This window comes from Pseudonocardia sp. UM4_GMWB1 (genome assembly GCF_017312155.1).
Lineage (GTDB): Bacteria > Actinomycetota > Actinomycetes > Mycobacteriales > Pseudonocardiaceae > Pseudonocardia > Pseudonocardia alni.
On the sequence record NZ_QJPN01000001.1, the window covers coordinates 4,882,788 to 4,906,053 of the forward strand.

Annotated in this window: 21 protein-coding genes; 5 read left to right on the forward strand and 16 right to left on the reverse strand. The window is 74.5% G+C overall.

Features of this window, described 5'->3' with window-relative positions; translation table 11 throughout:
* The first annotated feature begins 56 nt into the window (after positions 1-56).
* Positions 57-704 (forward strand): hypothetical protein, encoded by a 648-nt coding sequence (locus tag DMP15_RS22850; protein ID WP_100879963.1) that lies wholly within the window; start codon positions 57-59, stop codon positions 702-704.
* A 4-nt stretch (positions 705-708) separates the two neighbouring features.
* Here the strand turns inward: DMP15_RS22850 and recG are convergent, their stop codons facing one another.
* Together recG and DMP15_RS22860 are read right to left on the reverse strand one after the other, a co-directional pair.
* Positions 709-2,874, reverse strand: a complete 2,166-nt coding sequence (gene recG / locus DMP15_RS22855) for an ATP-dependent DNA helicase RecG (protein WP_073578211.1) — start codon at positions 2,872-2,874, stop codon at positions 709-711.
* Positions 2,875-4,647 (reverse strand): DAK2 domain-containing protein, encoded by a 1,773-nt coding sequence (locus DMP15_RS22860; protein WP_073578212.1) that lies wholly within the window; start codon positions 4,645-4,647, stop codon positions 2,875-2,877.
* Between the two features lie 157 nt (positions 4,648-4,804).
* On the opposite strand from DMP15_RS22860, the gene rpmB reads away from it, so the two are divergent.
* Entirely contained in the window at positions 4,805-4,996 is a 192-nt protein-coding gene (gene rpmB, locus DMP15_RS22865; protein ID WP_020627372.1) for a 50S ribosomal protein L28, read from the forward strand.
* 72 nt (positions 4,997-5,068) lie between these two features.
* Here the strand turns inward: rpmB and DMP15_RS22870 are convergent, their stop codons facing one another.
* The 14 genes from DMP15_RS22870 to DMP15_RS22935 form a co-directional block, all read right to left on the reverse strand.
* Positions 5,069-5,674: a DUF1707 SHOCT-like domain-containing protein gene (locus DMP15_RS22870; protein WP_253067690.1), complete on the reverse strand. Its 606-nt coding sequence runs from the start codon at positions 5,672-5,674 to the stop codon at positions 5,069-5,071.
* 10 nt (positions 5,675-5,684) lie between these two features.
* Positions 5,685-6,365, reverse strand: coding sequence for a uracil-DNA glycosylase (locus DMP15_RS22875; protein WP_073578213.1), 681 nt, complete (start codon positions 6,363-6,365; stop codon positions 5,685-5,687).
* Complete coding sequence (locus DMP15_RS22880; RefSeq protein ID WP_073578214.1) at positions 6,362-6,886, reverse strand: gamma carbonic anhydrase family protein; 525 nt, start codon at positions 6,884-6,886, stop codon at positions 6,362-6,364. The genes DMP15_RS22875 and DMP15_RS22880 overlap by 4 nt, the downstream gene beginning before the upstream one ends.
* A 79-nt stretch (positions 6,887-6,965) precedes the next feature.
* Positions 6,966-7,424, reverse strand: a complete 459-nt coding sequence (gene mnhG, locus DMP15_RS22885; RefSeq protein ID WP_308292828.1) for a monovalent cation/H(+) antiporter subunit G — start codon at positions 7,422-7,424, stop codon at positions 6,966-6,968.
* The gene (locus DMP15_RS22890) at positions 7,406-7,672 is read right to left on the reverse strand and encodes a monovalent cation/H+ antiporter complex subunit F (protein WP_073578216.1); all 267 of its coding nucleotides are present in this window, start codon (positions 7,670-7,672) and stop codon (positions 7,406-7,408) included. The genes mnhG and DMP15_RS22890 overlap by 19 nt, the downstream gene beginning before the upstream one ends.
* Positions 7,669-8,463 (reverse strand): Na+/H+ antiporter subunit E, encoded by a 795-nt coding sequence (locus DMP15_RS22895; protein WP_337826427.1) that lies wholly within the window; start codon positions 8,461-8,463, stop codon positions 7,669-7,671. Before DMP15_RS22895 ends, DMP15_RS22890 begins: the two co-directional genes overlap by 4 nt.
* The gene (locus DMP15_RS22900; protein WP_202417703.1) at positions 8,460-10,055 is read right to left on the reverse strand and encodes a Na+/H+ antiporter subunit D; all 1,596 of its coding nucleotides are present in this window, start codon (positions 10,053-10,055) and stop codon (positions 8,460-8,462) included. The genes DMP15_RS22895 and DMP15_RS22900 overlap by 4 nt, the downstream gene beginning before the upstream one ends.
* 41 nt (positions 10,056-10,096) lie before the next feature.
* Positions 10,097-10,555, reverse strand: a complete 459-nt coding sequence (locus DMP15_RS22905; RefSeq protein ID WP_062400925.1) for a Na(+)/H(+) antiporter subunit C — start codon at positions 10,553-10,555, stop codon at positions 10,097-10,099.
* On the reverse strand, positions 10,552-11,136 hold the full coding sequence (locus DMP15_RS22910; protein WP_073578217.1) for an MnhB domain-containing protein: 585 nt from the start codon (positions 11,134-11,136) through the stop codon (positions 10,552-10,554). The genes DMP15_RS22905 and DMP15_RS22910 overlap by 4 nt, the downstream gene beginning before the upstream one ends.
* Positions 11,133-13,511 (reverse strand): hydrogen gas-evolving membrane-bound hydrogenase subunit E, encoded by a 2,379-nt coding sequence (gene mbhE / locus DMP15_RS22915; RefSeq protein ID WP_443217665.1) that lies wholly within the window; start codon positions 13,509-13,511, stop codon positions 11,133-11,135. Before mbhE ends, DMP15_RS22910 begins: the two co-directional genes overlap by 4 nt.
* A gap of 167 nt (positions 13,512-13,678) precedes the next feature.
* Positions 13,679-14,113, reverse strand: a complete 435-nt coding sequence (locus tag DMP15_RS22920) for a GNAT family N-acetyltransferase (protein ID WP_062404342.1) — start codon at positions 14,111-14,113, stop codon at positions 13,679-13,681.
* A gap of 61 nt (positions 14,114-14,174) precedes the next feature.
* The gene (locus DMP15_RS22925) at positions 14,175-15,395 is read right to left on the reverse strand and encodes a cytochrome P450 (RefSeq protein WP_301549154.1); all 1,221 of its coding nucleotides are present in this window, start codon (positions 15,393-15,395) and stop codon (positions 14,175-14,177) included.
* 228 nt (positions 15,396-15,623) lie between these two features.
* The gene (locus DMP15_RS22930) at positions 15,624-16,805 is read right to left on the reverse strand and encodes an MFS transporter (RefSeq protein ID WP_202417699.1); all 1,182 of its coding nucleotides are present in this window, start codon (positions 16,803-16,805) and stop codon (positions 15,624-15,626) included.
* Between the two features lie 80 nt (positions 16,806-16,885).
* Entirely contained in the window at positions 16,886-19,036 is a 2,151-nt protein-coding gene (locus tag DMP15_RS22935) for a malate synthase G (RefSeq protein ID WP_073578218.1), read from the reverse strand.
* Positions 19,037-19,211: 175 nt separating this feature from the next.
* Between DMP15_RS22935 and DMP15_RS22940 the strand changes: the two genes are divergently transcribed.
* The 3 genes from DMP15_RS22940 to DMP15_RS22950 are packed head-to-tail and all read left to right on the forward strand — an operon-like array spanning position 19,212 to position 23,264.
* Positions 19,212-20,666, forward strand: coding sequence for an FAD-binding oxidoreductase (locus DMP15_RS22940; RefSeq protein ID WP_073578219.1), 1,455 nt, complete (start codon positions 19,212-19,214; stop codon positions 20,664-20,666).
* A gap of 56 nt (positions 20,667-20,722) precedes the next feature.
* The gene (locus DMP15_RS22945; protein ID WP_253067694.1) at positions 20,723-21,868 is read left to right on the forward strand and encodes an FAD-binding oxidoreductase; all 1,146 of its coding nucleotides are present in this window, start codon (positions 20,723-20,725) and stop codon (positions 21,866-21,868) included.
* Positions 21,869-21,875: 7 nt separating this feature from the next.
* Positions 21,876-23,264, forward strand: coding sequence for a (Fe-S)-binding protein (locus DMP15_RS22950; protein WP_083659110.1), 1,389 nt, complete (start codon positions 21,876-21,878; stop codon positions 23,262-23,264).
* Positions 23,265-23,266: the final 2 nt, after the last annotated feature.

The following is a 23,266-nucleotide window of genomic DNA, read 5'->3' on the forward strand; positions in this document are numbered from 1 at the left end:
GGGCACCGTGGGGCGGGTACCGGCCCCGTCGGCCGGCGCGGCGGGGAGGTGGTGGCGTGGTGGCCGTGGTGTTCCAGCTGCTGTCGTTCGCGCTGCTGGTGATGGCCGTGGTCGGCGCCTACCGGCGGCTGCGCGCCGACCGCGGCCCCGGTCCCGGCCCCGCCCCGGAACCGAGCGCACGTCCCGTGCTGTCGTCCGAGGCCGTTGCCGCGGAGCAGGCGTGGCGACGCGCGCGGGCGGAGTTCCAGCGGCTGCGCGCGGAGTTCGCCGCGCACGAGGCCGACCCGCTGGCCGTGCTGCGCCGCCCCGCGCTGTCGGACACCACGGTGGCGGCCACCGCCCGGTTCGTCGACGCGTTCGCCGAGGCCCAGGCGCTGGACACCGACGGCTACCCGGGCGAGCCGCACGCCGGGACCCACGTGCGCGCCGTCGACGCCGCCCGCCGCGCCTGGACCGCCGCGGTCGACGCCGCCGACCGGATCCGGCTCGCCGGGCTGGACCCCGGGGAGCGGCGCACCGTCGAGCGGGTGGTGAAGCTGCTGACCACCGCGCGGGACTCCGACTCCGAACCCGAGCGGCTCGCCGCCTACGGCCGCGCCCGCGTCGAGCTGGACCGGCTGGAACGGTCCGGACGGGTACACCTGCCCCGCCCGGCCCGCGCCCGGCTGGACGCCGCGGCCCGGGGCGAGCTCCCCGGGCCGTGACCGGTCAGGACTTGTCCAGGTAGGCGGCCCGCTCCTCGTCGCCGAGGGTCTCCCCCACCAGGTCCCGCAGCCGCGGGTGGCCGGCCAGGCCCGGGTCGTCGGCGACCAGGTGCCGGGCGTACACCTGGGCCTTCTCGATGACCTCGCCGTGGCGCAGCAGCGACAGCAGCTTGAGCCCCGAGCGGGAGCCGGACTGGCTCGACCCGAGCACGTCGCCCTCGCGGCGCAGCTCCAGGTCGAGGCGGGCCAGCTCGAAGCCGTCGGTGGTCCCGGCGATCGCGTCGAGCCGTTCGCGGGCGGCGGTCGCGGCGGGCATGTCGGTGACCAGCAGGCACAGGCCGGGTGCGCTGCCCCGGCCGACCCGGCCGCGCAGCTGGTGCAGCTGGGACAGGCCGAAGCGGTCCGCGTCGAGCAGCACGATCCCGGTCGCGTTCGGCACGTCGACGCCGACCTCGATCACCGTGGTCGCGACGAGCACGTCGAGCTCGGCGCGTTCGAAGGCCCGCATCACGGTGTCCTTCTCCTCCGGCGGGAGCTTGCCGTGCAGGATCCCGACCCGCAGCCCGGCCAGCTTCTCCTCGATCAGCGGGGCGATGTCGAGCACCGCGAGCGGGGCGCGCCGCTCCTCGCCGCCGTCGTCGTCCGGCGGGGGCTCCTCGGCGTCCTCCTTCTCCGTCCCGCCGACCCGGGGGCACACGACGTAGCACTGGTGGCCCGCCTCGACCTCCTCGCGGATCCGCTGCCACACCCGCTCGATCCACGACGGGTGCTCGGCCAGCGGCACGACCGTCGTCGCGACCGGGGAGCGGCCCTTCGGCAACCCCTTCAGCTCGGACACCGCCAGGTCCCCGTAGACGGTCATGGCCACGGTGCGCGGGATCGGCGTGGCCGTCATGACCAGCATGTGCGGGGCCTTCTCGCCGCGGGCGCGCAGCGCGTCGCGCTGCTCCACCCCGAACCGGTGCTGCTCGTCGACCACGACCAGCCCCAGCTCGGCGAACCCGACGGTGTCCTGGATCAGCGCGTGGGTCCCGACGACGATCCCCGCCGCCCCGGACTGCGCGTCGAGCAGCGCCTGCCGCTTGGCCTTCGCCCCCATCGACCCGGTCAGCAGTGTCACCGCGGTCGCGTCCTCCCCCGCGCCGAGCTCGCCGCCGCGACCGAGCGCGCCGAGCATCGCGCGCAGCGAGCGGGCGTGCTGGGCGGCGAGGACCTCGGTGGGGGCCAGCATCGCGGCCTGGGTGCCCGCGTCGACGGCCTGCAGCATCGCCCGCAGCGCGACGATCGTCTTGCCCGCGCCGACGTCGCCCTGCACGAGGCGGTTCATCGGGTACTCGCGGGCGAGGTCCGCGGCGACCTGCTCGCCGACCTCCTGCTGGCCCTCGGTCAGCGGGAACGGGAGGCCCGCGTCGAACGCGGCGAGCAGGCCGTCGTCGCGGCGCGGGCACACCGGGGCAGGCCGCGCGACGGCGGCCTCCCGCCGGAGCGCGAGCGCCAGCTGCACACCGAGCGCCTCGTCCCACACCAGACGGTGCCGGGCGGCGAACAGGTCGGCCTCGGTCTCCGGCACGTGGATGCGCCGCAGCGCCCGCCCCAGCTCGGGCAGCTTCTCCCGCTCGCGCAGCGACTCGGGCAGCGGGTCGGTCGGGTCGTCGATCTGCTCCAGGACCTGGCGCACCGAGCGCGCGATGGCCTGCGAGGTCACCTTCGCGTTCGCCGGGTAGACCGACAGGAACGGGCGCAGCGAGTCGCTCTCCTCGATCTCCTCGAACTGCGGGTGGGTCAGCTGCAGCCGGTTGTTGAACACCCCGACCTTGCCGGAGAAGACGCCGACGACGCCCTGCTTGATGAAGCCCTGCAGCTTCCAGCCGTTGAAGAAGGTGGCGTCGAGCTCGCCGCCCTTCTCGTCCCGGATGACGGCCTTGAGCATCTTCCCGCGCCGGTTGCGCATCTCCCGCAGCTCGGCGCGCGCCACCGCCGCGACGACGGTGACGTGCTCGCCCGCGACCAGCCCGGCGATCTCGGTGAGCCGGCCGCGGTCGACGTAGCGCCGCGGGTAGTGCCGCAGCAGGTCCCCGACGGTCTCCAGCCCGAGCGGGGCCAGCGCGTCGGCGGCCTTGCGCCCGAGCGGCCCGTCGAGCCTGCTGTCGAGGTCGAACCCGTCGTCCATCTACTCCACTCCCAGCACCAGCGGGTAGTCGCCCTGCTCCCCCCGGTGCACCACGACGTCGACCTCCGGGTGGGTGCGGCGCAGGTCCTCGGCGAACCGCTCCCCGAGCTCGTCGGGGGCGGCCGAGCCGAGCAGCACGGTCACCAGCTCCCCACCCGGAGTGAGCATGCGGTGAGCCAACCACAGGGCACCGACAGCGAGATCCGGGGCGATCAGCACGACCTCGCCGTCGGAGATCCCGAGGATCTCCCCCGGGCGGCAGGGACCGGCCCAGGTGAGCGCCTCGGCCTCCGCGACGGCCAGCCCACCGGTCCGGGTGGCGGCCGCGGCCTCGGCCATCGCGACGACGTCGTCCGGGGCGCGACGGGCCGGGTCGTGCACCGCGAGCGCGGCCAGGCCCTGCAGCACCGAGCTCGCCGGGATCACCACCACGTCGATGCCCTCGAACCGCACCCGCTCGGCCGCGGTCTCGGTGACCGTGCGCCGGTGCGTCGCGCACGGCAGCACCACGACGTGCTCGGCGCCGGTCGCGCGGATCGCGGCCAGGACCTCGTCGACGGTCGGGTCCGGGTCGGCGACCAGCACGTTCCCGCCCGCGGCCCGGGCCAGCGCCCCGGCCCCGCTGCTCTCGATCATCAGCAGGACCGCGCGGTCCCGGGTCGGCGGCGCCGGCGGCAACGCCTCGATCCGGATCCCCGACGGGCGCCCGACCGCCAGTCCCGCCTCGACCGCGGGCCCGGCCTCGGTGGTGTGCACGTGCACCATCACCCCGCCACCGCCGTCCCCGGCGAGACCGACCGAGTCCCCGAGCCCGGCGAGCCGGGCACGCAGCGTCTCCAGCGCGGCCGGGTCGGGCCCGGGCAGCCAGTAGGTGACCTCGTAGACCGGCTGGGGCACCCACGGCACGAGTTCGCCGTCGGCGGTGACCGTCGAGGCCGGACCGGGCGTCCCCACCTGCGACGACGGCGGCGGCCCCGGATCACCGCCCGCCGCGGCGACCAGCGCGTCCAGCACGACGACCAGGCCCAGTCCGCCCGCGTCGACGACCCCGGCCCGCACCAGCTCGGGCGGGCGCCCGGTGGCCCGGGCCAGCGCGGCCCGGGCCGCGTCCGCGGCCACCCGGGCGGCCTCGGCGAGCGCACCGGTCGTGTCGAGGCCCCCGCCGTCGGGGTCGGCGCGGCCGGACGGGTCGGCGTGGCCGGACGGGTCGGGCAGGTCGGCGACCCGGGTGAGCTCCGCACCGGCGGAGGACGGCCCGGTGGCCGCCCCGGCCGCCACCCGCGCCGCCACGGCCGCGGCGGCGGCGTCGAGCACGGTGAGCGCGGTCCCCGGGCGCGGCGCGGACACCGCGACGGCCGCCAGCGCCGCGGCCCGCCGCAGCGCCCCGGCGAGCAGCTCACCGGCCGGGGTGTTCGGCCGTCGTGCGGCCGCGGCCTCCAGTTCCTCGGCCAGGCCCCGGAACAGCTGGGACAGGATCAGGCCGGAGTTCCCGCGGGCCCCGCGCACCGCGGCCGCGGCCAGGACCGCCGCGGCACGCACCGGCCGGACGTCCTCGGCGCCGGGGTCCGCGGCGGGGGCGTCGGCGGCCGGGGAGTCCCCGTCCAACGGGGCCGAGGCCGCCGCACGGGCGGTCAGCAGCAGGTTCGACCCGGTGTCGTGGTCGGCGACCGGGAAGACGTTGATGCGGTCGATCTCGGCCCGGCCGGCGGTGAGCCGCTCGGCGGCGGCGTCGATCCAGCGGCGCAGCAGCGCGGGGTCGAACGGCGAGGCCACGGGCCCCACACTAGGTGCGCGGAGGCCTCCGGTGCCGCGGGACGGCCCCGCGCGCCGGTCACCACACGGGCGTGGCTAGAATTGAAGGCCGAGCCTCGGCACGTCCGTGCCGAGAATCTGTTCGTGAATCTGTTCGTCAACCCGAGGAGTGTCCGACGTGGCTGCCGTCTGCGACGTCTGTGGCAAGGGTCCGGGCTTCGGCATGTCCGTCTCGCACTCGCACCGCCGCACCCACCGCCGCTGGAACCCCAACATCCAGACGGTGCGCGCCGCGATCAACGGCGGCAACCGCCGTCGGATCAACGCCTGCACCTCCTGCCTGAAGGCGGGCAAGGTGACCCGCGTCTGAGTGCGCGAGACCCGAACCACGATCGAGGCCCGGTCCCCTGGGGACCGGGCCTTCGTCGTTCCCGGGGCCGGCTCAGCCGACCACGGAGCGCCACCAGCTGCGGCGTACCCCGCGCACGGTGACCGACCCCATGCCGACCTTGCCGTGCACCACGAGGTGCGGCCCGGCCGCCCCGGGCGTCGAGGGCACCCGGGTCTTCACCTCGCCCCAGGACGCCTTCGTGCCGTCGACGTCGGCGGTGCCGCCCTCGGGCAGGACCAGCACGACCTCGCCCATCCCGAGTGCGACCTCGACGTCGATCCGCGGCGGCAGCGACCGCACCTCGGACAGGTCGAGGTGGATGGTCCCCATCGACGACGACAGGTGCAGCGCCGCGGGAACCTGCCAGTCCCCGGTGCGCTTGATCGTCCCCGCCGCGGTCGTCAGCCGCACCCGCTCCGACGGCGCGGGCGGACGGGCGGGGACGGGCGCCAGAGCGGTGACCGACGGCGGCAGCCCGCCCGGCAGGTCCGCCAGCGGCGGCTCCAGGTCCCGGGCGACGCGCGCGGCGTAGACCGCGTCGAGCCGTTCCTCCAGCTCGCTCAACGTGATGCGGCCCTCGCCGACCGCGTCGTGCAGCCGGCGGGCCGCCGCCTCGCGGTCGGCGTCCGATATGCGCATGTCCCCCGGGTCGTCCACCCGGTCCAGCCTAGGGCAGCTTCCAGTCGACGGGTTCCCCGCCGATCTCCTCCAGCAGGTCGTTGGCCCGGGTGAAGGGCCGCGACCCGAAGAAGCCGCGGTCGGCCGACATCGGCGACGGGTGGGCCGACTCGATCGTCGGCACGTCCTCCAGCAGCGGAGCGAGGTTGCGGGCGTCGCGGCCCCAGAGGATCGCGACCATCGGCTCGGCGTCGCGGGCCACCAGGGCGCGGATCGCCTGCTCGGTGACCTCCTCCCAGCCCTTGTTGCGGTGCGAGGCCGGCTCCCCGGGGGCGACGGTCAGGCACCGGTTGAGCAGCAGCACGCCCTGCTCGGTCCACGGGGTCAGGTCGCCGGAGGTGGGCGCCGGGTGCCCGAGGTCCTCGGCGTACTCGCGGAAGATGTTCTGCAGCGAGCGCGGCAGCGGGCGGGTCTCGGGGGCGACGGAGAACGACAGCCCGACCGCGTGGCCGGGGGTCGGGTACGGGTCCTGTCCGACGAGCAGCACCCGGACCTCGTCGAAGGGCTGCTGGAACGCGCGCAGCACGTTCGCCCCGGCGGGCAGGTAACGGCGGCCCGCGGCGATCTCGGCGCGCAGGAACTCGCCCATCGCGGTGATCGTCTCGGCGACCGGTTCCAGGGCCTGGGCCCACCCGGCCTCGACGACCTCGTTCAGCGGCTTGGCCATCAGCCCTCCAGCCGGCGCAGCTGCGACGCGAAGCGGCGGCCCCGGTCGACGTAGGACTCCACGGCGTACCGCCAGCGGTCGGCGGGCACCTCGTAGCCGTCGCGGACGCGGGCGGGCACGCCCAGCGCCATCCGGTACGCGGGCACGTCGGCCTTCGGCGACACCACCGCGCCGGCGGCGACGACCGCGCCCTCGCCGATCGTCGAGCCGTTCAGCACCACCGAGCCCGACGAGATGAGCGCCCGGTTGCCGATGGTGGCCGCCTCGATGTGCACGTTGTGCCCGACGGTCACCTCGTCCCCGATGATCGTCGGCTGCTCCAGGGTGGTGTGGATGATCGACCCGTCCTGGATGCTGCTGCGGGCACCGACCTCGATCCGGCCGTCGTCGCCGCGCAGCACCGCGGTGGGCCAGACGGTGGACTCCGGGCCCAGCGTCACGTTGCCGATCACGACGGCGTCCGGATGGACGTAGGCGGTCGGGTGGATGTCCGGTTCGGCGTCACCGAGCGCGTACAGAGGCACACCGCGAGGGTACGAAGCGCCCGCGGACCGCCACGCCGGGGGCCCCGAACCGTGTGCGTCGCCCCCCGGGGCGGCCGTCCTACCGCTCCGGTGCCCGGTCGACCCCGTCGACGCTGCGCGAGGACGGACCCGGCTCCGGCGACGACGGCTGAACCGTCCGCACCTCCCGGGCGCGCGCGTCGGCGTCGATGTCCTCCCCCAGGTCGTCGACGACGAGTGCGTCCCGGTCGATCGCGCCGCTGCGGTAGGCCGAGCGACCGACCACCTGCGAGATGACCGGCGCCGTCAGCACCTGGAACAGCACCACCAGGATCAGCGTCGAGGAGTTCTCGAACTCCAGGTTCACCGCGACGCCCAGCAGGATCAGCAGCAGACCCAGGGTCTGCGGCTTGGTGGTGGCCTGCAGCCGGGCGGGCAGGTCCGGCAGCCGGACCAGCCCGAGCGCGCCGAGCAGGCAGGACAGCCCGCCGGCGAGCATCAGCGCGGCGGAGACCACGTCGAGCACGTCGTGCACGCCCATCAGCGGTGCCGCTCCCATCGTTCGACCAGGCGGGCCGCCGTCGCCGAGCCGACCAGCGCGATCAGCGCGACCGCGGCCAGCAGCGGGATGTTCGACCCGTCGGAGTAGATCGCCGCGTACACCGCGGCCGCCGCCACGATCAGCACGACGAACACGTCCAGGGCCGCGATGCGGTCCAGCGTGGTGGGGCCCGTCAGGAGCCGCCACATCGTCAGCGCCGCCGCGGCGGTCAGCATGATCAGTACCAGCGTGTGGACGACGGTCACCGGTCGTTCCTCCCCGCGTCCTCGGCGGTGACCGCGGCGGCGCACCGATCCCGGTCCTCCTGGCTGCCGACGGCGTCGATGACCCGCATCTGCAGCCGCATCATGTCCCGGCGAGTCCGTTCGACGGCGCCGGGTCGGTGCAGGCCGAGTGCGTAGACGTACCAGCGGTGCCGGGCGCGGTCGATCTGCAGCGTGAAGCTGCCCGGGGACAGCGCGCAGGCCGCGACGATCGTCGTCGCGGTGCGGTCCGAGCCGGTGCACAGCGGCAGCCCGACGATCCCGGACCGGGCGCGCGGCCCGTGCCGCAGCGTCACCATGCTGACCCGGATGCCGGAGACGACCAGGTCCGAGACCAGGAACCCCAGCAGCCGCAGCAGCTTCCACGGACGGATCGGGAGCGGCTCGGGCAGTAGCGGCAGCGGGAAGACCGCCGTGACCGCGGCACCGACGAGCAGCCCGCCCACGATCGCAGCCGGGGAGAGACTCCCCCACAGCAGCACCCACACCAGCGCCAGCGCGAGCACCTGCGGGACCCGCCTGCGCACGCTCCCGCCCCGGGAGCTCCCACCCGTCGGCTCGGCGACGGAGTCGGGGGCCGGCGGGGGCACCCGGGCGGGGGTGGGGACGTGGTCGGGCGGGTCGCCGACCTCGGCCGCTCCCATCTCGGCCTCCCGGCGAGCCTCCGGTGAGGACAGCACCCGGTCCTCGCGGTCGTCGCCGTCGGGGCGGTCCTGCGGGTCCGGGCCGTCGGCCGTGCCCGCGCCACCGCGGCTCGGGGTCTGCTCGCTCACGGGGTCACCTCCGGGGTGTCGCCGGCCGCGGTCCGCACGGTCGTGTTCCCGTCGACGTCGCCGGGCCGGCCGTCGGCGCTGATGGTCCCACCGCTGCCGGGGTCGGCGCCCGGCCCGAGGACGGCGTCGGTGTAGCCGGTCCGGTCGTGCAGGTCCACCCCGGCCCGGGCGGTCACCCCGGACAGCGGGCCGGCGAACAGGGCGATCGCGACGCTGACCACGACCAGCGCGGACGCGCCGACGTACATGCCGCGGGCGCTGCGCGCGGTCCCGACGACGAGCTCGTCGTTCGGGTCGTCGTCGGCGAGGGGCTCCTTGGGGGCGCCCCAGAACACCCGCACCCAGACCCGGGCGACGGCGTAGAGGGTCAGCAGGCTCGCCAGCACGACGACGGCGGCGACCAGCGCCCCGGCGGGGCCCGCGCCCGCACCGGCCTGCAGCAGCGCGAGCTTCGCGACGAACCCCGAGGTGGGTGGCAGCCCGGCGAGGGTGATCGCGGGGATCGCGAACAGCACGGCCAGGTGCGGTGCCCGCTGGGCCAGCCCACCCATCTGGGAGATCGACACCGTCCCGGTCCGCCGGGTGATGAGCCCGCTGACCAGGAACAACGTCGCCTGGACCGTGATGTGGTGGACGACGTAGAGCCCGGTCCCGGCGATGCCGTCGGGGGTGTGCAGGGCGAGCCCGAACACCATGAACCCGATGTGGCTGACCAGCAGGAACGACAGCAGCCGGTTGAGGTCGTCCTGGGCGACGGCGCCGAGTGCCCCGACCACCATCGTGACGGCGGCGATCACCAGCAGCAGCGTCGACGGGCTGTCCTGCGGGAACACCAGCGTCTGGGTGCGCAGCAGCGCGTAGATGCCGACCTTGGTGAGCAGGCCCGCGAACAGCGCGGTGACCGGGGCGGGCGCGTTCGGGTAGCTGTCGGGCAGCCAGAAGTGCAGCGGCACGATCGCCGCCTTGATGCCGAACACCACGATCAGCACCAGGGCCAGGACCGCGCGCAGGCCCTCCGGCAGCGCACCCATCCGCCCGGCGAGGTCGGCCAGGTTGACCGTGCCGGTGGCGGCGTAGACGAGCCCCACCGCGGTGAGGAACAGCAGCGACGAGGTCAGCGACACGATCACGTAGGTCATGCCGGACCGGATCCGCGACGCCGACGTCCGCCGGGTGATGAGCACGTAGCTCGACGCCAGCATGATCTCGAACGCGACGAACAGGGTGAACAGGTCGCCGGTCAGGTAGGCCAGCGACACCCCCGTCGACAGCAGCAGGAAGATCGGGTGGAAGGTGGTGCTGGCGGTCTCCCGGCCGTAGTCGGAGATCCGCTGGTCGATCGCGTAGACGAGCACCGCGAGGGTCACCACCGTCGAGATGAGCAGCAGCAGCGCCGACATCCGGTCGGCGACGAGCACGATGCCCATCGGGGCCGACCAGCCGCCGAGCTCGGCGACGACCGGGCCGTTCGCGTCGGCCGCGACCAGCAGCACGGCGGCGACGACGCACACCAGCGTCAGGGTCACCACGCCGATGACCCGCTGGGCCGAGGCGCGGCGGCTGACGACGACGCTGGTCGCGGCACCGAGCATGGGCAGCAGCACCGGCAGCGTGACCAGGGCCTGTAGCGGGGTCACCGGCGGCCCTCCTCGAGCTCGTGGGAGTCGGCGGTGTCCTCGGGCTCGGCGTCGGTCTCGTCCGCGGTGCCCTCCTCCATCGCGCCCTTGGGCTTCTGCCGGTCGGCGATGCGGCGGTCCTCCACGTCGTCCTGCACCTCGTCGTGCCCGACGAGCACCCAGGAGCGGTAGCCCAGGGCCAGCAGCAGCGTGGTGAGGGCGAAGGTGATGACGATGGCGGTCAACGCCAGCGCCTGCGGGAGCGGGTCGGTGATCTGCTCGGGCAGCACCGCGTCGAGGATCGGGGCGCGGCCGGGCGGGCCGCCGGAGACCTGCAGCAGCAGGTTCGCGCCGTGCCCGAGCACCACGATGCCGATCAGGATGCGCATGAGCGATCGCTGCATCAGCAGGTAGAACCCGACCGAGTACAGCACCGCGAGCACGATCGCCATGCTCAGGTTGATCGTGGTGTTCATCCGCGGCCACCTCCGCCCGGGACGTCCTCGCCGGCCTCGCGGGCGTCGCGGGCGATGCCGGAGCCGAGCGAGCGCAGCAGGTCGAGCACCACGCCGATGATCAGCAGGTAGACGCCGACGTCGAGCAGCAGGCTGGTCACGATGTCGAGGTAGCCGAACGGGCCGAAGGTGATGGTCCACTTGACCGAGGCGAGCACCGGATCTCCCCAGGCGACCGGGGCCAGTGCGGTGAGCACCGCGACGATCAGCCCGGTGCCGACCAGCACGGGCGGGCGGATCCGGAACCGGGAGCCCAGGTTGTCGTCGCCGCCCGCGATGTGGCGCAGCACGAACGCGAGCCCGGCGACCAGGCCGCCGGAGAACCCGCCGCCGGGGCCGTAGTGGCCCTCCAGCAGCAGGAACACCGAGAACACCAGCACCACGGGGAACAGCAGCCGGGCCGCGGCCTCCAGCACGAGGGTCCGCTCGCGGACGTCCGGGCAGGCGCCGGGGAGCATCCACCGCCCGCTGGGCTGGTCCATCCGGGCCCAGCTCTCGGCGTCCCCCGGCGGGGGTGCGGGCTTCTCCTGCGAGGCCGTCATCCGAGCACCTCCTGCTCGTGCTTCGGCGATCCCGAGCCGCTGCGCACGACCGTGCCGCCCTTCTTCTTGTCGTAACGGGTCGCGAGCACCAGGCTCGCGGTGCCGGCGGCACAGATCAGCAGCACGGTGATCTCACCGACCGTGTCGAGCGCGCGGAAGTCCACCAGGATCGCGCTGATCAGGTTGGTCGCACCGGCCTCCGGCGCGCCGGCGATGAACGGCCCGGTGGTGGCGGGCGGCAGCGTGCGGGCCCCGGAGAGCACCACGGCCATCCCCGCGACGAGCAGTCCGCCGACCGCGGCGACCGCGGCCTTGGGGGCGCGGACGCGGCGCTCGCTGTCCGGCTCGTCGAAGTGGGCGGGCAGGCGTCGCAGCACGAAGACGAACGCCACCAGGGTGAGCGTCTCGACCAGGAACTGGGCGAGCGCCAGGTCGGGGGCACCGTCGATGACGAACAGGCCGCCGATGCCGTAGCCGACGGCGCCGACCAGCAGCACCGCGGTGAACCGGCGGTGCGCCAGGCACAGCGCGATCGCCGCGACGATCACCATCAGCCCGACCGGGACCTGCATGATCGAGTGGTACGGCGCCTGGTCGGTCGGGAACGTGCCGGTCACGGCGAGGACCGGGCCGGGCAGCGCGATCAGTGTCGCGAGGATGCAGCCGAGGTAGACCGGCAGCGAGCCGATCTGCAGCCGGCCGGTGACCGTGATCGCCGAGCGCTCCAGCCCGGTCACGACGGCCTCGTACCCCCGCTGGGCGGACACGTGTGGCACCGAGAGGTGCCCGGTCAGGGTCTGTCCGTAGCGGTGCAGGAGGAGCCCGCCGGCCAGCGCGACGCCGGTGAACAGCAGCGGCAGCCCGGGAGTGTGCCACAGGGCCAGCTCGTAGCGGGCGGCGTAGGCGTCGCCGAGCGGGGGCAGCGACGCGGCGTAGGAGGCGGCGAGCTGCTGGACCAGCGGCGCGGCGAACCCGGCCGCGATCCCGGTCAGCGCGCACAGCCACGCCGGGCCGGACAGGCCGAGCGGGACCGGGTCGCCGCCGGTGGGGTGCAGCCCCTTGGTGGAGAACGCGCCCCACAGGAACCGTGCGGTGTAGGCGACGGTCAGCAGCGAGCCCGCGACCAGTCCGATCGCCGCGATCCAGCCGCGGACGCCGCCCTCGAGCACGAACGCCTCGAACGCGGCCTCCTTGCCGACGAAGCCGAGCATCGGCGGGAGCCCCGCCATCGACAGCCCGGCGAGCGTGGCGACGACGGCCAGCCCGCGCCGGCGGCGCCCGAGACCGCACAGCTCCCGCAGGTCACGGGTGCCGCAGGCCTTGTCGATAGCCCCGACCACCATGAACAGCGGCGCCTTGAACAGGCCGTGCGCCAGCAGCATCGCGATGCCGGCGAGCCCGGCCACCCGCGAGCCGGACCCGAACAGCACCATGAGGAACCCGAGCTGGGAGACGGTGCCGAAGGCCAGCAGCCGCTTGAGGTCGGTCTGGCGCATCGCGCGCCAGCCGCCCAGCACCATCGTCGCGAGGCCGAGCACCATGACCGGCGCCCACCACACGGGGTGCACCGAGAACGCGGGCCCGAGCCGCGCGACGAGCACGACCCCGGCCTTCACCATCGACGCCGCGTGCAGGTACGCCGAGATCGGCGTCGGGGCGGCCATCGCGTACGGGAGCCAGGGGTGGAACGGCAGCTGCGCGGACTTGGTCAGCGCGCCCAGCAGGATCAGCACGAGCGACACCGACAGCGCGAGCGGGCTGTCGGGGGCGAGCGTCCCGGAGGTCGCGGCCGCGGTGATCTCCGGGATCGAGTACGTGCCGGCCAGCTGGCCCAGCAGCACGATCCCGAGCAGCATCGCCAGCCCGCCGAACACGGTCACGACGAGCGCCTGGACCGCGGCGCGGCGGTTCTCCCGGTACTGGCCGCCCTGCCCGACGAGCAGGAACGACGTCAGCGACGTCAGTTCCCAGAACACGTAGAGGGTCAGCAGGTCGTCGGCCAGGACCAGGCCGAGCATCATCCCGGCGAAGGCGACCAGCAGCGCCGCGGAGCGGGCCGCGTCGGTGGAGCGCGGTCCGAAGTACCAGGCCGCGTAGATCATGATCAGCGCTCCGACGCCGGAGACGAGCACGATCATCGCGATCGCGAGCGCGTCCATCCGCAGGCTCAGCGTCAGCCCCAGCTCGGGCGCCCACTCGACGCGGTCGGTCACCCCGCCGGAGAGTGCGGTCGAGGCCTGCGTCATCGCCCACACGAGGGTGGCGGCGAGCAGGGCGGCGCCGGCGCCGAACGCCAGCCGCCGGTGGTACCGGGCGAGCGCGGGCAGGCACAGCGCCAGGACGAGATGGGCGGCCACGACGGCGAGCACCGACACCTCCTGGAGTCACGGGGTCGTTCGGACCAGCGGTTCCGCTCACGTCACGGCCGGACCCGGGGAGCGCCGGAAGAGGCCGCCGCACGATCACCGGAAGGGACGCGGCGACGACGCCGAGGTCATCCTATCGGCGCAACCGGACGTTTCGCCCGTGACCGTACCGAGTCTCACGCCGCGAGCGGTTTGGCGAAGCACCGGGAGCGGGGGTCGTTCCGGTACGCACCGAAGTTGCTGGTCCGACGGTATCCGCTGGTCTCGTACAGCGCGATCGCAGCGGGCTGGCCGTCACCCGTCTCGAGGATCATGCGACGACGCCCGGCGGCGGCGGCCGCACGCTCCAGCGCGACGAGTACCGCCCGGGCGTGTCCCCGGCCGCGGGCGGCGGGCTCGACGTACATCCGCTTCAGCTCGGCGTCGCCGTCACGGCGCGCCGGGTCGGCCGGGTCGGCGTCGACGGCGCGCCACGCCCCGGTCGCGACGGGGACGCCGTCGTCGTAGCCGACCAGGAACAACCCGGACGGGGTCCGGAAGTCGGCCGGGTCGACGGGGGTGGCGTCGCCGTCGCCGTAGACCTCGCCGTAGAACGCCTGCAGCCGCCGCATCAGTGGCGTCACGTCCGGATGGTCGAGCCCCGCCACCCGCAGTTCGAGTTCCCCCACGTCCTCATGATCGGCCCCAGGTGACCGGCAGCGCACGCAGCCCTCCGGTGAGCACGTCCGAGCGCAGCTCCAGCTCGGTGCGCGGCACGGCGAGGCGCAGCGACGGGAACCGGGCGGGCAGCGCCCGGAACACCTCGGTCAGCTCGACCCGGGCCAGGCTCGCGCCCACGCAGAAGTACGGCCCGTGCCCGAACGCGAGGTGCGAGGACTTCCTCCCGGCGTCGAACCCGGTCGCCCCGTCGAAGTGCCGCGGGTCCCGGTTCGCCGCGCCCGGGGCGAGCAGGATCGCGTCGCCCGCCGGGATGTGCACCCCGGCGATGTCGACGTCGGCGTGCGCGTAGCGCGGGATGCCGCCGTTGCCCCCGCTGGGCACGGCCAGCCGCAGGACCTCCTCGACCGCCCCCGGGGCGCGCTCCGGGTCCGCGGCGAGCGCCGCCCACTCCCCCGGGCGGTCCAGCAGCAGGACGGTGCCGGTGTCGATCCGCCCGACCGTCGTCTCGTGCCCGGCGAACAGCAGTCCGGCACCGAGCGCGGCGAGCCGGTCGCGCTGCTCCGGCGCCGAGCCGAGCGCGGCGAAGTCCGACAGCACGTCCTCCCCCGGCTCGTCGTCCTTGCGGTCGACGAGGCCGCGGACGTAGGCGAACAGTGCCTGCGCGGCGGCCTCGGCGCGGGGCCGGTCGTGGAGCAGCCCGAGCTCGCCGGACCAGCGCCGGAACTCCTCGCGGTCGTCGTAGGGGACGCCGAGCAGCTCGCAGATGACCAGCACCGGCAGCGGGAAGGAGAACAGCTCGTGCAGGTCGGCGCCGGGACCGGCGGCCTCGACGACGTCGAGCTGCCGGGCCACCAGCTCCGCGACGTGTCCGGAGAGCCTGCGCATCCGGCGCGCGGAGAACGCGGGCGCGAGCAGTCTGCGCATCAGGGTGTGGTTCGCGCGCTCGGTCTCCGGTGAGTCGCCGCTCGGCCCGCCGAAGATCATCGAGTCGGAGATGCGCGCGGCCCGCTCCGGCTCGGGGTGGCTGCGGCCGAGCCGGTCGTCGGCGAACAGGGCGCGGGCCTCGTCGTAACCGGTGACCAGCCACGCGACATCACCGGCCGGGGTCCGGACCGGGGTGATCGGGGACCGCTCCCGCAGCCGGTCGAACAGCGGCGGGAGCTCGAGGACGTCGTGGCGCGGGAACGGGAGGCGCGGCAGGTCCGTGGCGTCCGGACCGGTGGTGGTGGTCACCCGCCCGACGGTACGAGCGCCGGCCGGTGGCCGCCTCCGTCCCGGGGTGGACATCGGGTGGACCCCCCGGCCGGGGGCGGCGGCGCGCGCCGACCCCGACGGCCTCCCGGCTCGGACGGCGGGGTGATCCGCACCGCGCGCGGTGATCCGCTCCGCGCGCGGACCTGGACGCGCGCGCGGAGCGGATCAGCGCGCGGACCGCGACCACACCGGGGCCGTGGCCACGGGTCAGGGCACCGCGGTCCGCTCCCGTGGGGACCGGCGCACCCGGTGCGCCCCCGCCCAGACCAGGCCCAGGCAGACCGCCTGCACCCCGGCGACGACGAGCAGCAGGACCGGGTATCCCGCGGCCCCGGTCAGGGCGGACAGCAGCATCGGCAGCAGGAAACCGGCGTAGGTCAGCGAGTAGAACACCGCGGTGAGCCCGGCCAGGTGCTCCGGCGCGGCGATGCGCTGGACCTCCTGCAGTCCTGACAGCAGCACGAAGCCGTAGCCGGCGCCGAGCAACGCGGCGGCACCGAACGCGACCGGGACGGAGCGGCCGGCGGCACCCGCCGCGGCCACCACCGTCCCGACGACGACGAGCACGAGCCCGATCCGGGTGGCGGCGAGCGCCGAGCGGGCGTCGATCGTCCGGGCCGCGGACTGGGCGAGGAAGCCGCAGCCCAGGGTGACGGCGGTGAGCAGCGTCGCGACGAGCAGCCCGTAGCCGCCGACGACGTCGCCGAGCGCGGTCGGCTGCACCGCGAACGACAGCGCGGCGGCGCCGAACACCCACGGCGCGGCGGGCAGCACCAGCCACCGGAAGCGGGGGTGCGCGGCGGCGGGCACCCGCAGGTCGCGCAGCCAGGACCGGGAGCGGCCCGGCACGACCGTCTCCGGGGCCGCCACGAGCCACCAGGTGACGGGGACCATGAGCGCGATGTGGACCAGGTAGGGCAGCTCCATCGGCAGCGGTGCGAACTGCGCGAGCAGCCCGCCGACCAACGGTCCGAGGCCGAAGCCCGCGGTGAGCGCGAGCGCCGCCCGCCGGGCGCCCTCCCCCTCGCCGGACAGCTCCTTGACCCACGTCGTCGCCACCGCCATCGCGACGCCGATGCACAGGCCGAACAGCAGCCTGCCGGCGTAGAGCAGGATCTCGGAGAACGCACCGAGCGCGATGACGGCACTGGCCGGGATCGACGCGGCCGTCGCGGGCACCAGCACCCGGCGGCGGCCCCAGCGGTCCGACGCGGGCCCGCCGACGAGCAGGCCCGGGGCGAGACCGAGCACGTAGACGCCGAAGAACGCGGCGACCACGGTCGGCGAGTAGTGCCCCTGCTCGCGGTACATGACCATCAGCGGGCTGAACTGGTTGGCGCCGTAACCGACGCCGAACAGCACGGCGGCCGGCCGCACCCACGGCTTCACGATCGGTCTCCTCCTCGGAACGCGACGACGCCCCCGGGAACCGGTCCCGGGGGCGTCGTCGTCGACGGTGGTGGTGCGGCCTAGGCCGCGGCCTTGGCCCGCTGACGCCAGCGGGTGAGCGTCCGCTCGGTGTAGCCGTTGGGCTCGGTCGCCCCGCTGAACACCAGCTCCAGCGCGGCCTGGAACGACTCGCTGGACTCCAGGTCCTTCGCCATCGCGGGGTAGCCGTCCTCGCCGGCGTTCTGCTCGTCGACCACGGCGGCCATGCGGGCGAAGGTGTCGCGCACCGTCCCCTCGTCGACGACACCGTGCTGGAGCCAGTTCGCGACCAGCTGCGCGGAGATCCGCAGGGTGGCGCGGTCCTCCATCAGCCCGACGCCCTCCAGGTCCGGCACGGTGGAGCAGCCGATGCCCATGCCGACCCAGCGCACCACGTAGCCGAGGATCGACTGGGCGTTGGTCTCCAGCTCGTGGGTCACGTCCTGCGCCGACAGCGACGCCGCGTCGGTCACCGGGACCTCGAGCAGCTTGCGACGGTCCGCGGTGGCGCGGGAGGCGATCTCGTCCTGCACCCCGTGCACGTCGACGCGCAGGTAGTGCAGCGCGTGCAGGGTCGCGGCGGTCGGAGACGGCACCCAGGCGCAGTTCGCGCCGGCCTTCGGGTGGCCGATCTTCTGCTCGATCATCTCGGCCATCGCGGCGGGCTTGGCCCACATGCCCTTGCCGACCTGCGCGGTGTGCGCGAACCCGGCGGCCAGCGCGACGTCGACGTTGCGGTCCTCGTAGGTCTTCAGCCACGTCGTCGACTTCATGTCGCCCTTGCGCAGGACCGGGCCCGCGGTGAAGCAGGTGTGGATCTCGTCGCCGGTCCGGTCGAGGAAACCGGTGTTGACGAAGATGACCCGGTTCGCGGCCTCGGCGATGCAGGCGGAGAGGTTGACCGTGGTCCGCTTCTCCTCGTCCATGATGCCGATCTTGAGCGTGTTCGCCCGCAGTCCGAGGGCCTCCTCGACGGCGCCGAACAGCTCGACGGTGAGCGCGACCTCCTCGGGCCCGTGCTGCTTGGGCTTGACGATGTAGACGCTGCCCGCGCGGGAGTTGGTGTGCGGCCCCTTCCCCTGCAGGTCGTACAGCCCGGCGACGGCCGAGACGAGCGCGTCGAGCACGCCCTCGGCGACCTCGGCGCCGTCGGCGGTGCGGACCGCGTTCGTCGTCATGTGGTGGCCGCAGTTGCGGACCAGCATCAGCGAGCGCCCGGGCAGGGTGAGGTCGGAGCCGTCGGCCGCGGTGTACTCGCGGTCCGGGTTGACCCGGCGGGTGACCGTCTTCCCGCCCTTGCGGAACTCGGCGGTCAGGTCACCGCGCAGCAGCCCGAGCCAGGTGCGGTAGGCCAGCGCCTTGTCCTCGCCGTCCACGGTCGCGACGGAGTCCTCGAGGTCGACGATCGTGGTGACCGCGGACTCGAGCACGACATCGGCGACGTCGGCGTGGTGCTGGGTGCCGACCCGGGTGGTCGGGTCGATCGTGATCTCCAGGTGCAGCCCGTTGCGGGTCAGCAGGACCGCGCCGCGGCCGTCGCCGTCGACCGGGCGGAACCCGGCGAACTGCGCGGGGTCGGCCAGCCCGACCGTGCCGGTCGCGCCGGTGTCGACGACGAGCCCGTCGGCCGAGGCCCGGTAGGCGGTGGCGTCGGCGTGGCTGCCCTTCGCGAGCGGGAACAGCTCGTCGAGCAGCTCGTCGGCGGCGGTGATCACCTGTGCGCCGCGGCGCTCGTCGTAGCCCTTCGCGAGCTCACCGTCCTGCGGGAGCGCGTCGGTGCCGTAGAAGGCGTCGAACAGCGAGCCCCAGCGGGCGTTGGCGGCGTTCAGCGCGTAGCGCGGCACGGTGGAGGGCACGACCAGCTGCGGGCCCGGAACCTCGGCGATCTCCGGGTCGACCCGGTCGACGTCGATCGTCGGGGACTTCTCCGGGAGCAGGTAGCCGAGGTCGGTGAGGAACTTCTCGTACTCCTCGACCGAGCCGGCCCCGTGCTCGCGGTGCCACTCGTCGATGCGCGCCTGGATCTCGTCGCGACGGGCCAGGGCGTCGGCGATCCTCGGGGCGAAGCGCTCCTGGAGCCGGGCCAGGGTCGCCCAGAAGTCGTCCGCCGTGAGGTCGACGTCGGACAGGAGCTCGCCCTCGACGAAGGACCTCAGGTGCTCGTCGACCTGCAGGCCGGCGGTGTCGGCCATCTGTGACCACCCTCTCCGTGTGGATGTCAGGACTGGTCGTATTTCTACCAGTGGATTATCTTTTCCGCATCACGGAAGTGACACGGCCCCCGTCCGTGACGTCGAACAGGCGTGGCGTCACCGTGTCGACGTACCCTCCCGTGAGCCCCGCCACGCGCAGCAAGGGAGTGCAGCGATGCCTCTGGCCCGCTCGATCCACGACGAGTTCGTCGCCCTCCTGGGCGCAGCGGACGTGCTCGACGACCCGGTCCGTACCCGGACCTACGAGTGCGACGGCCTGACCGGCAGCCGGGTCGTCCCCGAGCTGGTCCTGCTGCCCCGCACCGCCGAGGACGTCGCCGGGTGCGTGCGGATCTGCGCCCGGCACCGGATCCCGTTCGTCGCCCGCGGCGCCGGGACCGGCCTGTCCGGCGGCGCGCTGCCGGTGGCCGAGGGCGTCGTCATCGGGCTGAACCGGCTCAACCGGGTGCTCGAGGTCGACCCGGAGAACCGGCGCGCGGTGCTGGAGCCGGGCGTCACGAACCTCGAGATCACCGCGGCCGCGTCGCCGTACGGGCTCTACTACGCCCCGGACCCGTCGAGCCAGCAGGTGTGCACGATCGGCGGCAACGTCGCGGAGAACTCCGGCGGCGCGCACTGCCTCAAGTACGGCTTCACCACCAACCACGTGCTGTCGATGGAGGTCGTGCTCCCCGACGGCGAGGTGGTCACCCTCGGCTCAGACACGATGGAGCAGTCCGGGCCCGACCTGCGCGGGGTGTTCCTCGGCTCCGAGGGCACGCTCGGCATCGTCACCAAGGTCACCGTCCGGCTGCTGCGCACCCCCGAGGTCATGCGCACGCTGCTGGCGGACTTCCCGTCGGTGTCGGCGGGCGGCCGGGTCGTGTCCGACATCGTCGCGGCAGGGATCGTGCCCGCCGCGGTCGAGATGATGGACGCGCTGGCCATCGAGGCCGCCGAGGGCGCCACCGGCGCCGGCTACTCCCTCGACACCCCGGCCGCGCTCGTCGTCGAGCTGGACGGGACCGTCGAGGAGTGCGAGGAGCAGTTCGCGCTGGTCAAGGAGATCTGCGACCGGCACGGCTGCACCCGGCTGCACATCGCGGGCTCCCCCGAGGAGCGGGCGAACATCTGGCGGGGCCGCAAGGCCGCGTTCGCCGCGGTCGGCCGGATCTCGCCGGACTACATCGTCCAGGACGGCGTGGTCCCCCGGACCCGGCTCGCCGAGATCCTCGAACGGATCGACGAGATGGGCACCGACGCCGGGCTGCGCGTCGCGAACGTCTTCCACGCCGGCGACGGCAACCTGCACCCGCTGGTCCTGTTCTCCGCCGCCGAGGGCCAGACCGAGCAGGCCGAGCACCTGTCGGCGCAGATCGCGGAGCTGTGCGTCGAGATGGGCGGCTCGCTGTCGGGCGAGCACGGCATCGGCACCGACAAGGCCTGCTCCATGCCGCGGATGTTCGGCGAGGACGACCTGGCCGTCATGCGCCGCATCCGCGACGGCTTCGACCCCGACCACATCTGCAACCCCGGCAAGCTCCTGCCCACCCCGCGGCTGTGCGGTGAGAAGCCGGGGCTCTACCGGCCGCACCCGCTGGAGGAGGCGGGCCTGATCGAACGGCTGTGACCCGTCCGGCCGACCTGTCCGACCGACCCGTACGAGACCCGGAAGGGCCCGACGACATGACACGCGCTGCTCCCACCACGCTGCGCCCCACCTCGGCCAAGGAGGTCCGGGACGCCGTCCTGGACACCCCCGGCCGCCTCGCGATCACCGGCGCCGGCACCGCCACCGGCTGGGCCGGCCGCGCGGGCGACGACATCGCCGCGACGCTCGACCTCTCCGCACTGTCCGGGGTGATCCACCACAACCCCGGCGACATGACCGTCTCGGTGCACGCCGGGACCCCGGTCCGCGCGCTGCAGGAGCAGCTGGCCGAGCACGGTCAGCGCCTCGCGTTCGACGCCGCCCGGGTCGCCCGCGGCGCCACGGTCGGCGGGCTGCTCGCCACCGCCGACGCCGGCCCGTCCGCCCTGGTCTGGGGCGGTCTGCGGGACCTGGTCATCGGCACCACCTCGGTACTCGCCGACGGCACGATGGTCCGCTCCGGCGGACACGTCATCAAGAACGTCGCCGGCTACGACATGGCCAAGCTCATGCACGGCTCCTACGGCACCTTCGGCCCGCTGGTCGAGGTCGTCCTGCGGCTGCACCCGGTCCCGAAGGCCGTCGCCTGCGTGGGCGTCGACGGCCCGGTGGCCGAGGCCGCGTCGCGGGTGCTGGAGCTGATGGCCAGCCCGCTGGAGCCGATCGCCGTCGAGTGGGTGTCCGGTGACCCGGGACGTCTGCTGGTCCGGTTGGAGGGCGGCGCCCAGACCCTGCCCGCACGGGTGGAGCGGCTGCGTGAGCTGCTCGGCGCCGACGCCCGGGAGGTGGGCGCGGACGCGTGGGACGCCCACACGTCGCTGACCGACGGTCCGCACGCCGGCGGTGACGGCGACGGACCCGCCCTCGACGGCGCCGTCGTCCGGATCGGGTGCGCACCGACCCGGCTGGCGCCGCTGGTGGAGCAGCTGCCCGCCACCGCCGTCACGGCCGGCCTCGCGACCGGCGTCGCGACCGTCACCGTGCCGGGGGCCGCCGTCGCGGAGGTGCACGACGCCGTCGCCGCGGTCGGCGGCACCAGCGTGCTGCGTGACCGGCCCGAGACCCTCGACGCCCCCGCGTGGGGCCCCGCACCGTCCGCACTCGCCCTGCTCAGGGCCGTCAAGACCCAGCTCGACCCCGAGGCCCGGTTCGCCGCCGGTCGCTTCGCTCCCTGGATGTGAGGCACGCATGACGAGCACCCACGAGCCCGCAGGCACCCCGACCGGGGCGGCCGAGACCAAGATCCCCCAGCAGGGCCCGAGCGCGTTCGACGACGTCCACCCGCCGCAGCGCGAGCTGCTCGACGACTGCGTCCACTGCGGCTTCTGCCTGCCGACCTGCCCCACCTACGTGCTGTGGGGCGAGGAGATGGACTCCCCGCGCGGCCGGATCCTGCTGATGGACCTGGCCGAGAAGGGTGACATCGGCCTCGACGGGCCGTTCACCGAGCACATGGACAACTGCCTGGGCTGCATGGCGTGCGTGACCGCCTGCCCGTCCGGGGTGCAGTACGACAAGCTGCTGGAGTCGGTGCGCCCGCAGATCGAGCGCAACGTGCCCCGCAGTGCGTCGGACAAGCTGTTCCGCGACGCGATCTTCGCGCTGTTCCCCTACAAGCGACGGCTGCGGGCGGCCGCCCTGCCCGGCGCGCTGTACCAGCAGCTGCGGAAGGTCCCCGCGATCCGGAAGCTCGCCGAGAAGCTGCCCGGTCAGCTCGCGGCGATGGAGTCGCTGCTGCCGCCGGTCTCGGTGCGCGAGGCGTTCGCGACGCTCCCGGTGCACACCCCCGCGGTCGGCACGCGCCGGGCCCGGGTCGCACTGCTCACCGGCTGCGTGCAGGACGTGTTCTTCCACCGGGTCAACGAGGCCACCGTGCGGGTGCTCGCCGCCGAGGGCTGCGACGTGCTCGTCCCCCGCGACCAGCAGTGCTGCGGCGCGCTGGAGGTGCACGCCGGGCGCGAGGAGTCCGCGCTGGACCGGGCCCGGCGCACCATCGCCCGCTTCGAGACCCTCGACGTCGACGCGGTGGTCACGAACGTCGCGGGCTGCGGCTCGTCGATGAAGGACTACGGCCACCTGCTCGCCGACGACCCCGCCTGGGCCGACCGCGCGGCGCGCTTCTCCGCCCGCTGCCGCGACGTGCACGAGGTCCTGGCCGACCTGTACTCCCGGGAGGACGACGGCGGCCCCCGCGCCCCGCGGACCCCGGTCACCGGCCGCGTCGCCTACCACGACGCCTGTCACCTCGGGCACGCCCAGGGCGTCCGCAACCAGCCGCGCGAGGTGCTCCGGACCATCCCCGAGCTGGAGCTCGTCGACATCGCCGAGGCGTCGCTGTGCTGCGGCTCGGCCGGCATCTACAACATGGTGAAGCCGGACGCGGCCGCGGATCTGGGCGTGCGGAAGGCGGAGAAGATCCGCGACGCGAAGCCGGACGTCGTGGTCACCGCGAACCCGGGCTGTCTGCTGCAGATCGGCAAGTACCTGCCGAACGAGGACTTCGCCGACGTTCCGCTGCTGCACCCGGTGCAGCTGCTGGACGCGAGCATCCGGGGGGCGGCGGTGCCACGGCGCTGACC

Bases quoted from the DNA above. Each gene is read 5' to 3' on its own strand.
- recG (WP_073578211.1), bottom strand. From the start codon at position 2,874: ATGGACGACGGGTTCGACCTCGACAGCAGGCTCGACGGGCCGCTCGGG.
- DMP15_RS22940 (WP_073578219.1), top strand. From the start codon at position 19,212: ATGCCTCTGGCCCGCTCGATCCACGACGAGTTCGTCGCCCTCCTGGGC.
- DMP15_RS22905 (WP_062400925.1), bottom strand. From the start codon at position 10,555: ATGAACACCACGATCAACCTGAGCATGGCGATCGTGCTCGCGGTGCTG.
- DMP15_RS22910 (WP_073578217.1), bottom strand. From the start codon at position 11,136: ATGACGGCCTCGCAGGAGAAGCCCGCACCCCCGCCGGGGGACGCCGAG.
- DMP15_RS22945 (WP_253067694.1), top strand. From the start codon at position 20,723: ATGACACGCGCTGCTCCCACCACGCTGCGCCCCACCTCGGCCAAGGAG.
- mnhG (WP_308292828.1), bottom strand. From the start codon at position 7,424: ATGGGAGCGGCACCGCTGATGGGCGTGCACGACGTGCTCGACGTGGTC.
- DMP15_RS22950 (WP_083659110.1), top strand. From the start codon at position 21,876: ATGACGAGCACCCACGAGCCCGCAGGCACCCCGACCGGGGCGGCCGAG.
- DMP15_RS22935 (WP_073578218.1), bottom strand. From the start codon at position 19,036: ATGGCCGACACCGCCGGCCTGCAGGTCGACGAGCACCTGAGGTCCTTC.
- DMP15_RS22920 (WP_062404342.1), bottom strand. From the start codon at position 14,113: ATGCGGCGGCTGCAGGCGTTCTACGGCGAGGTCTACGGCGACGGCGAC.
- DMP15_RS22900 (WP_202417703.1), bottom strand. From the start codon at position 10,055: ATGCTCGGTGCCGCGACCAGCGTCGTCGTCAGCCGCCGCGCCTCGGCC.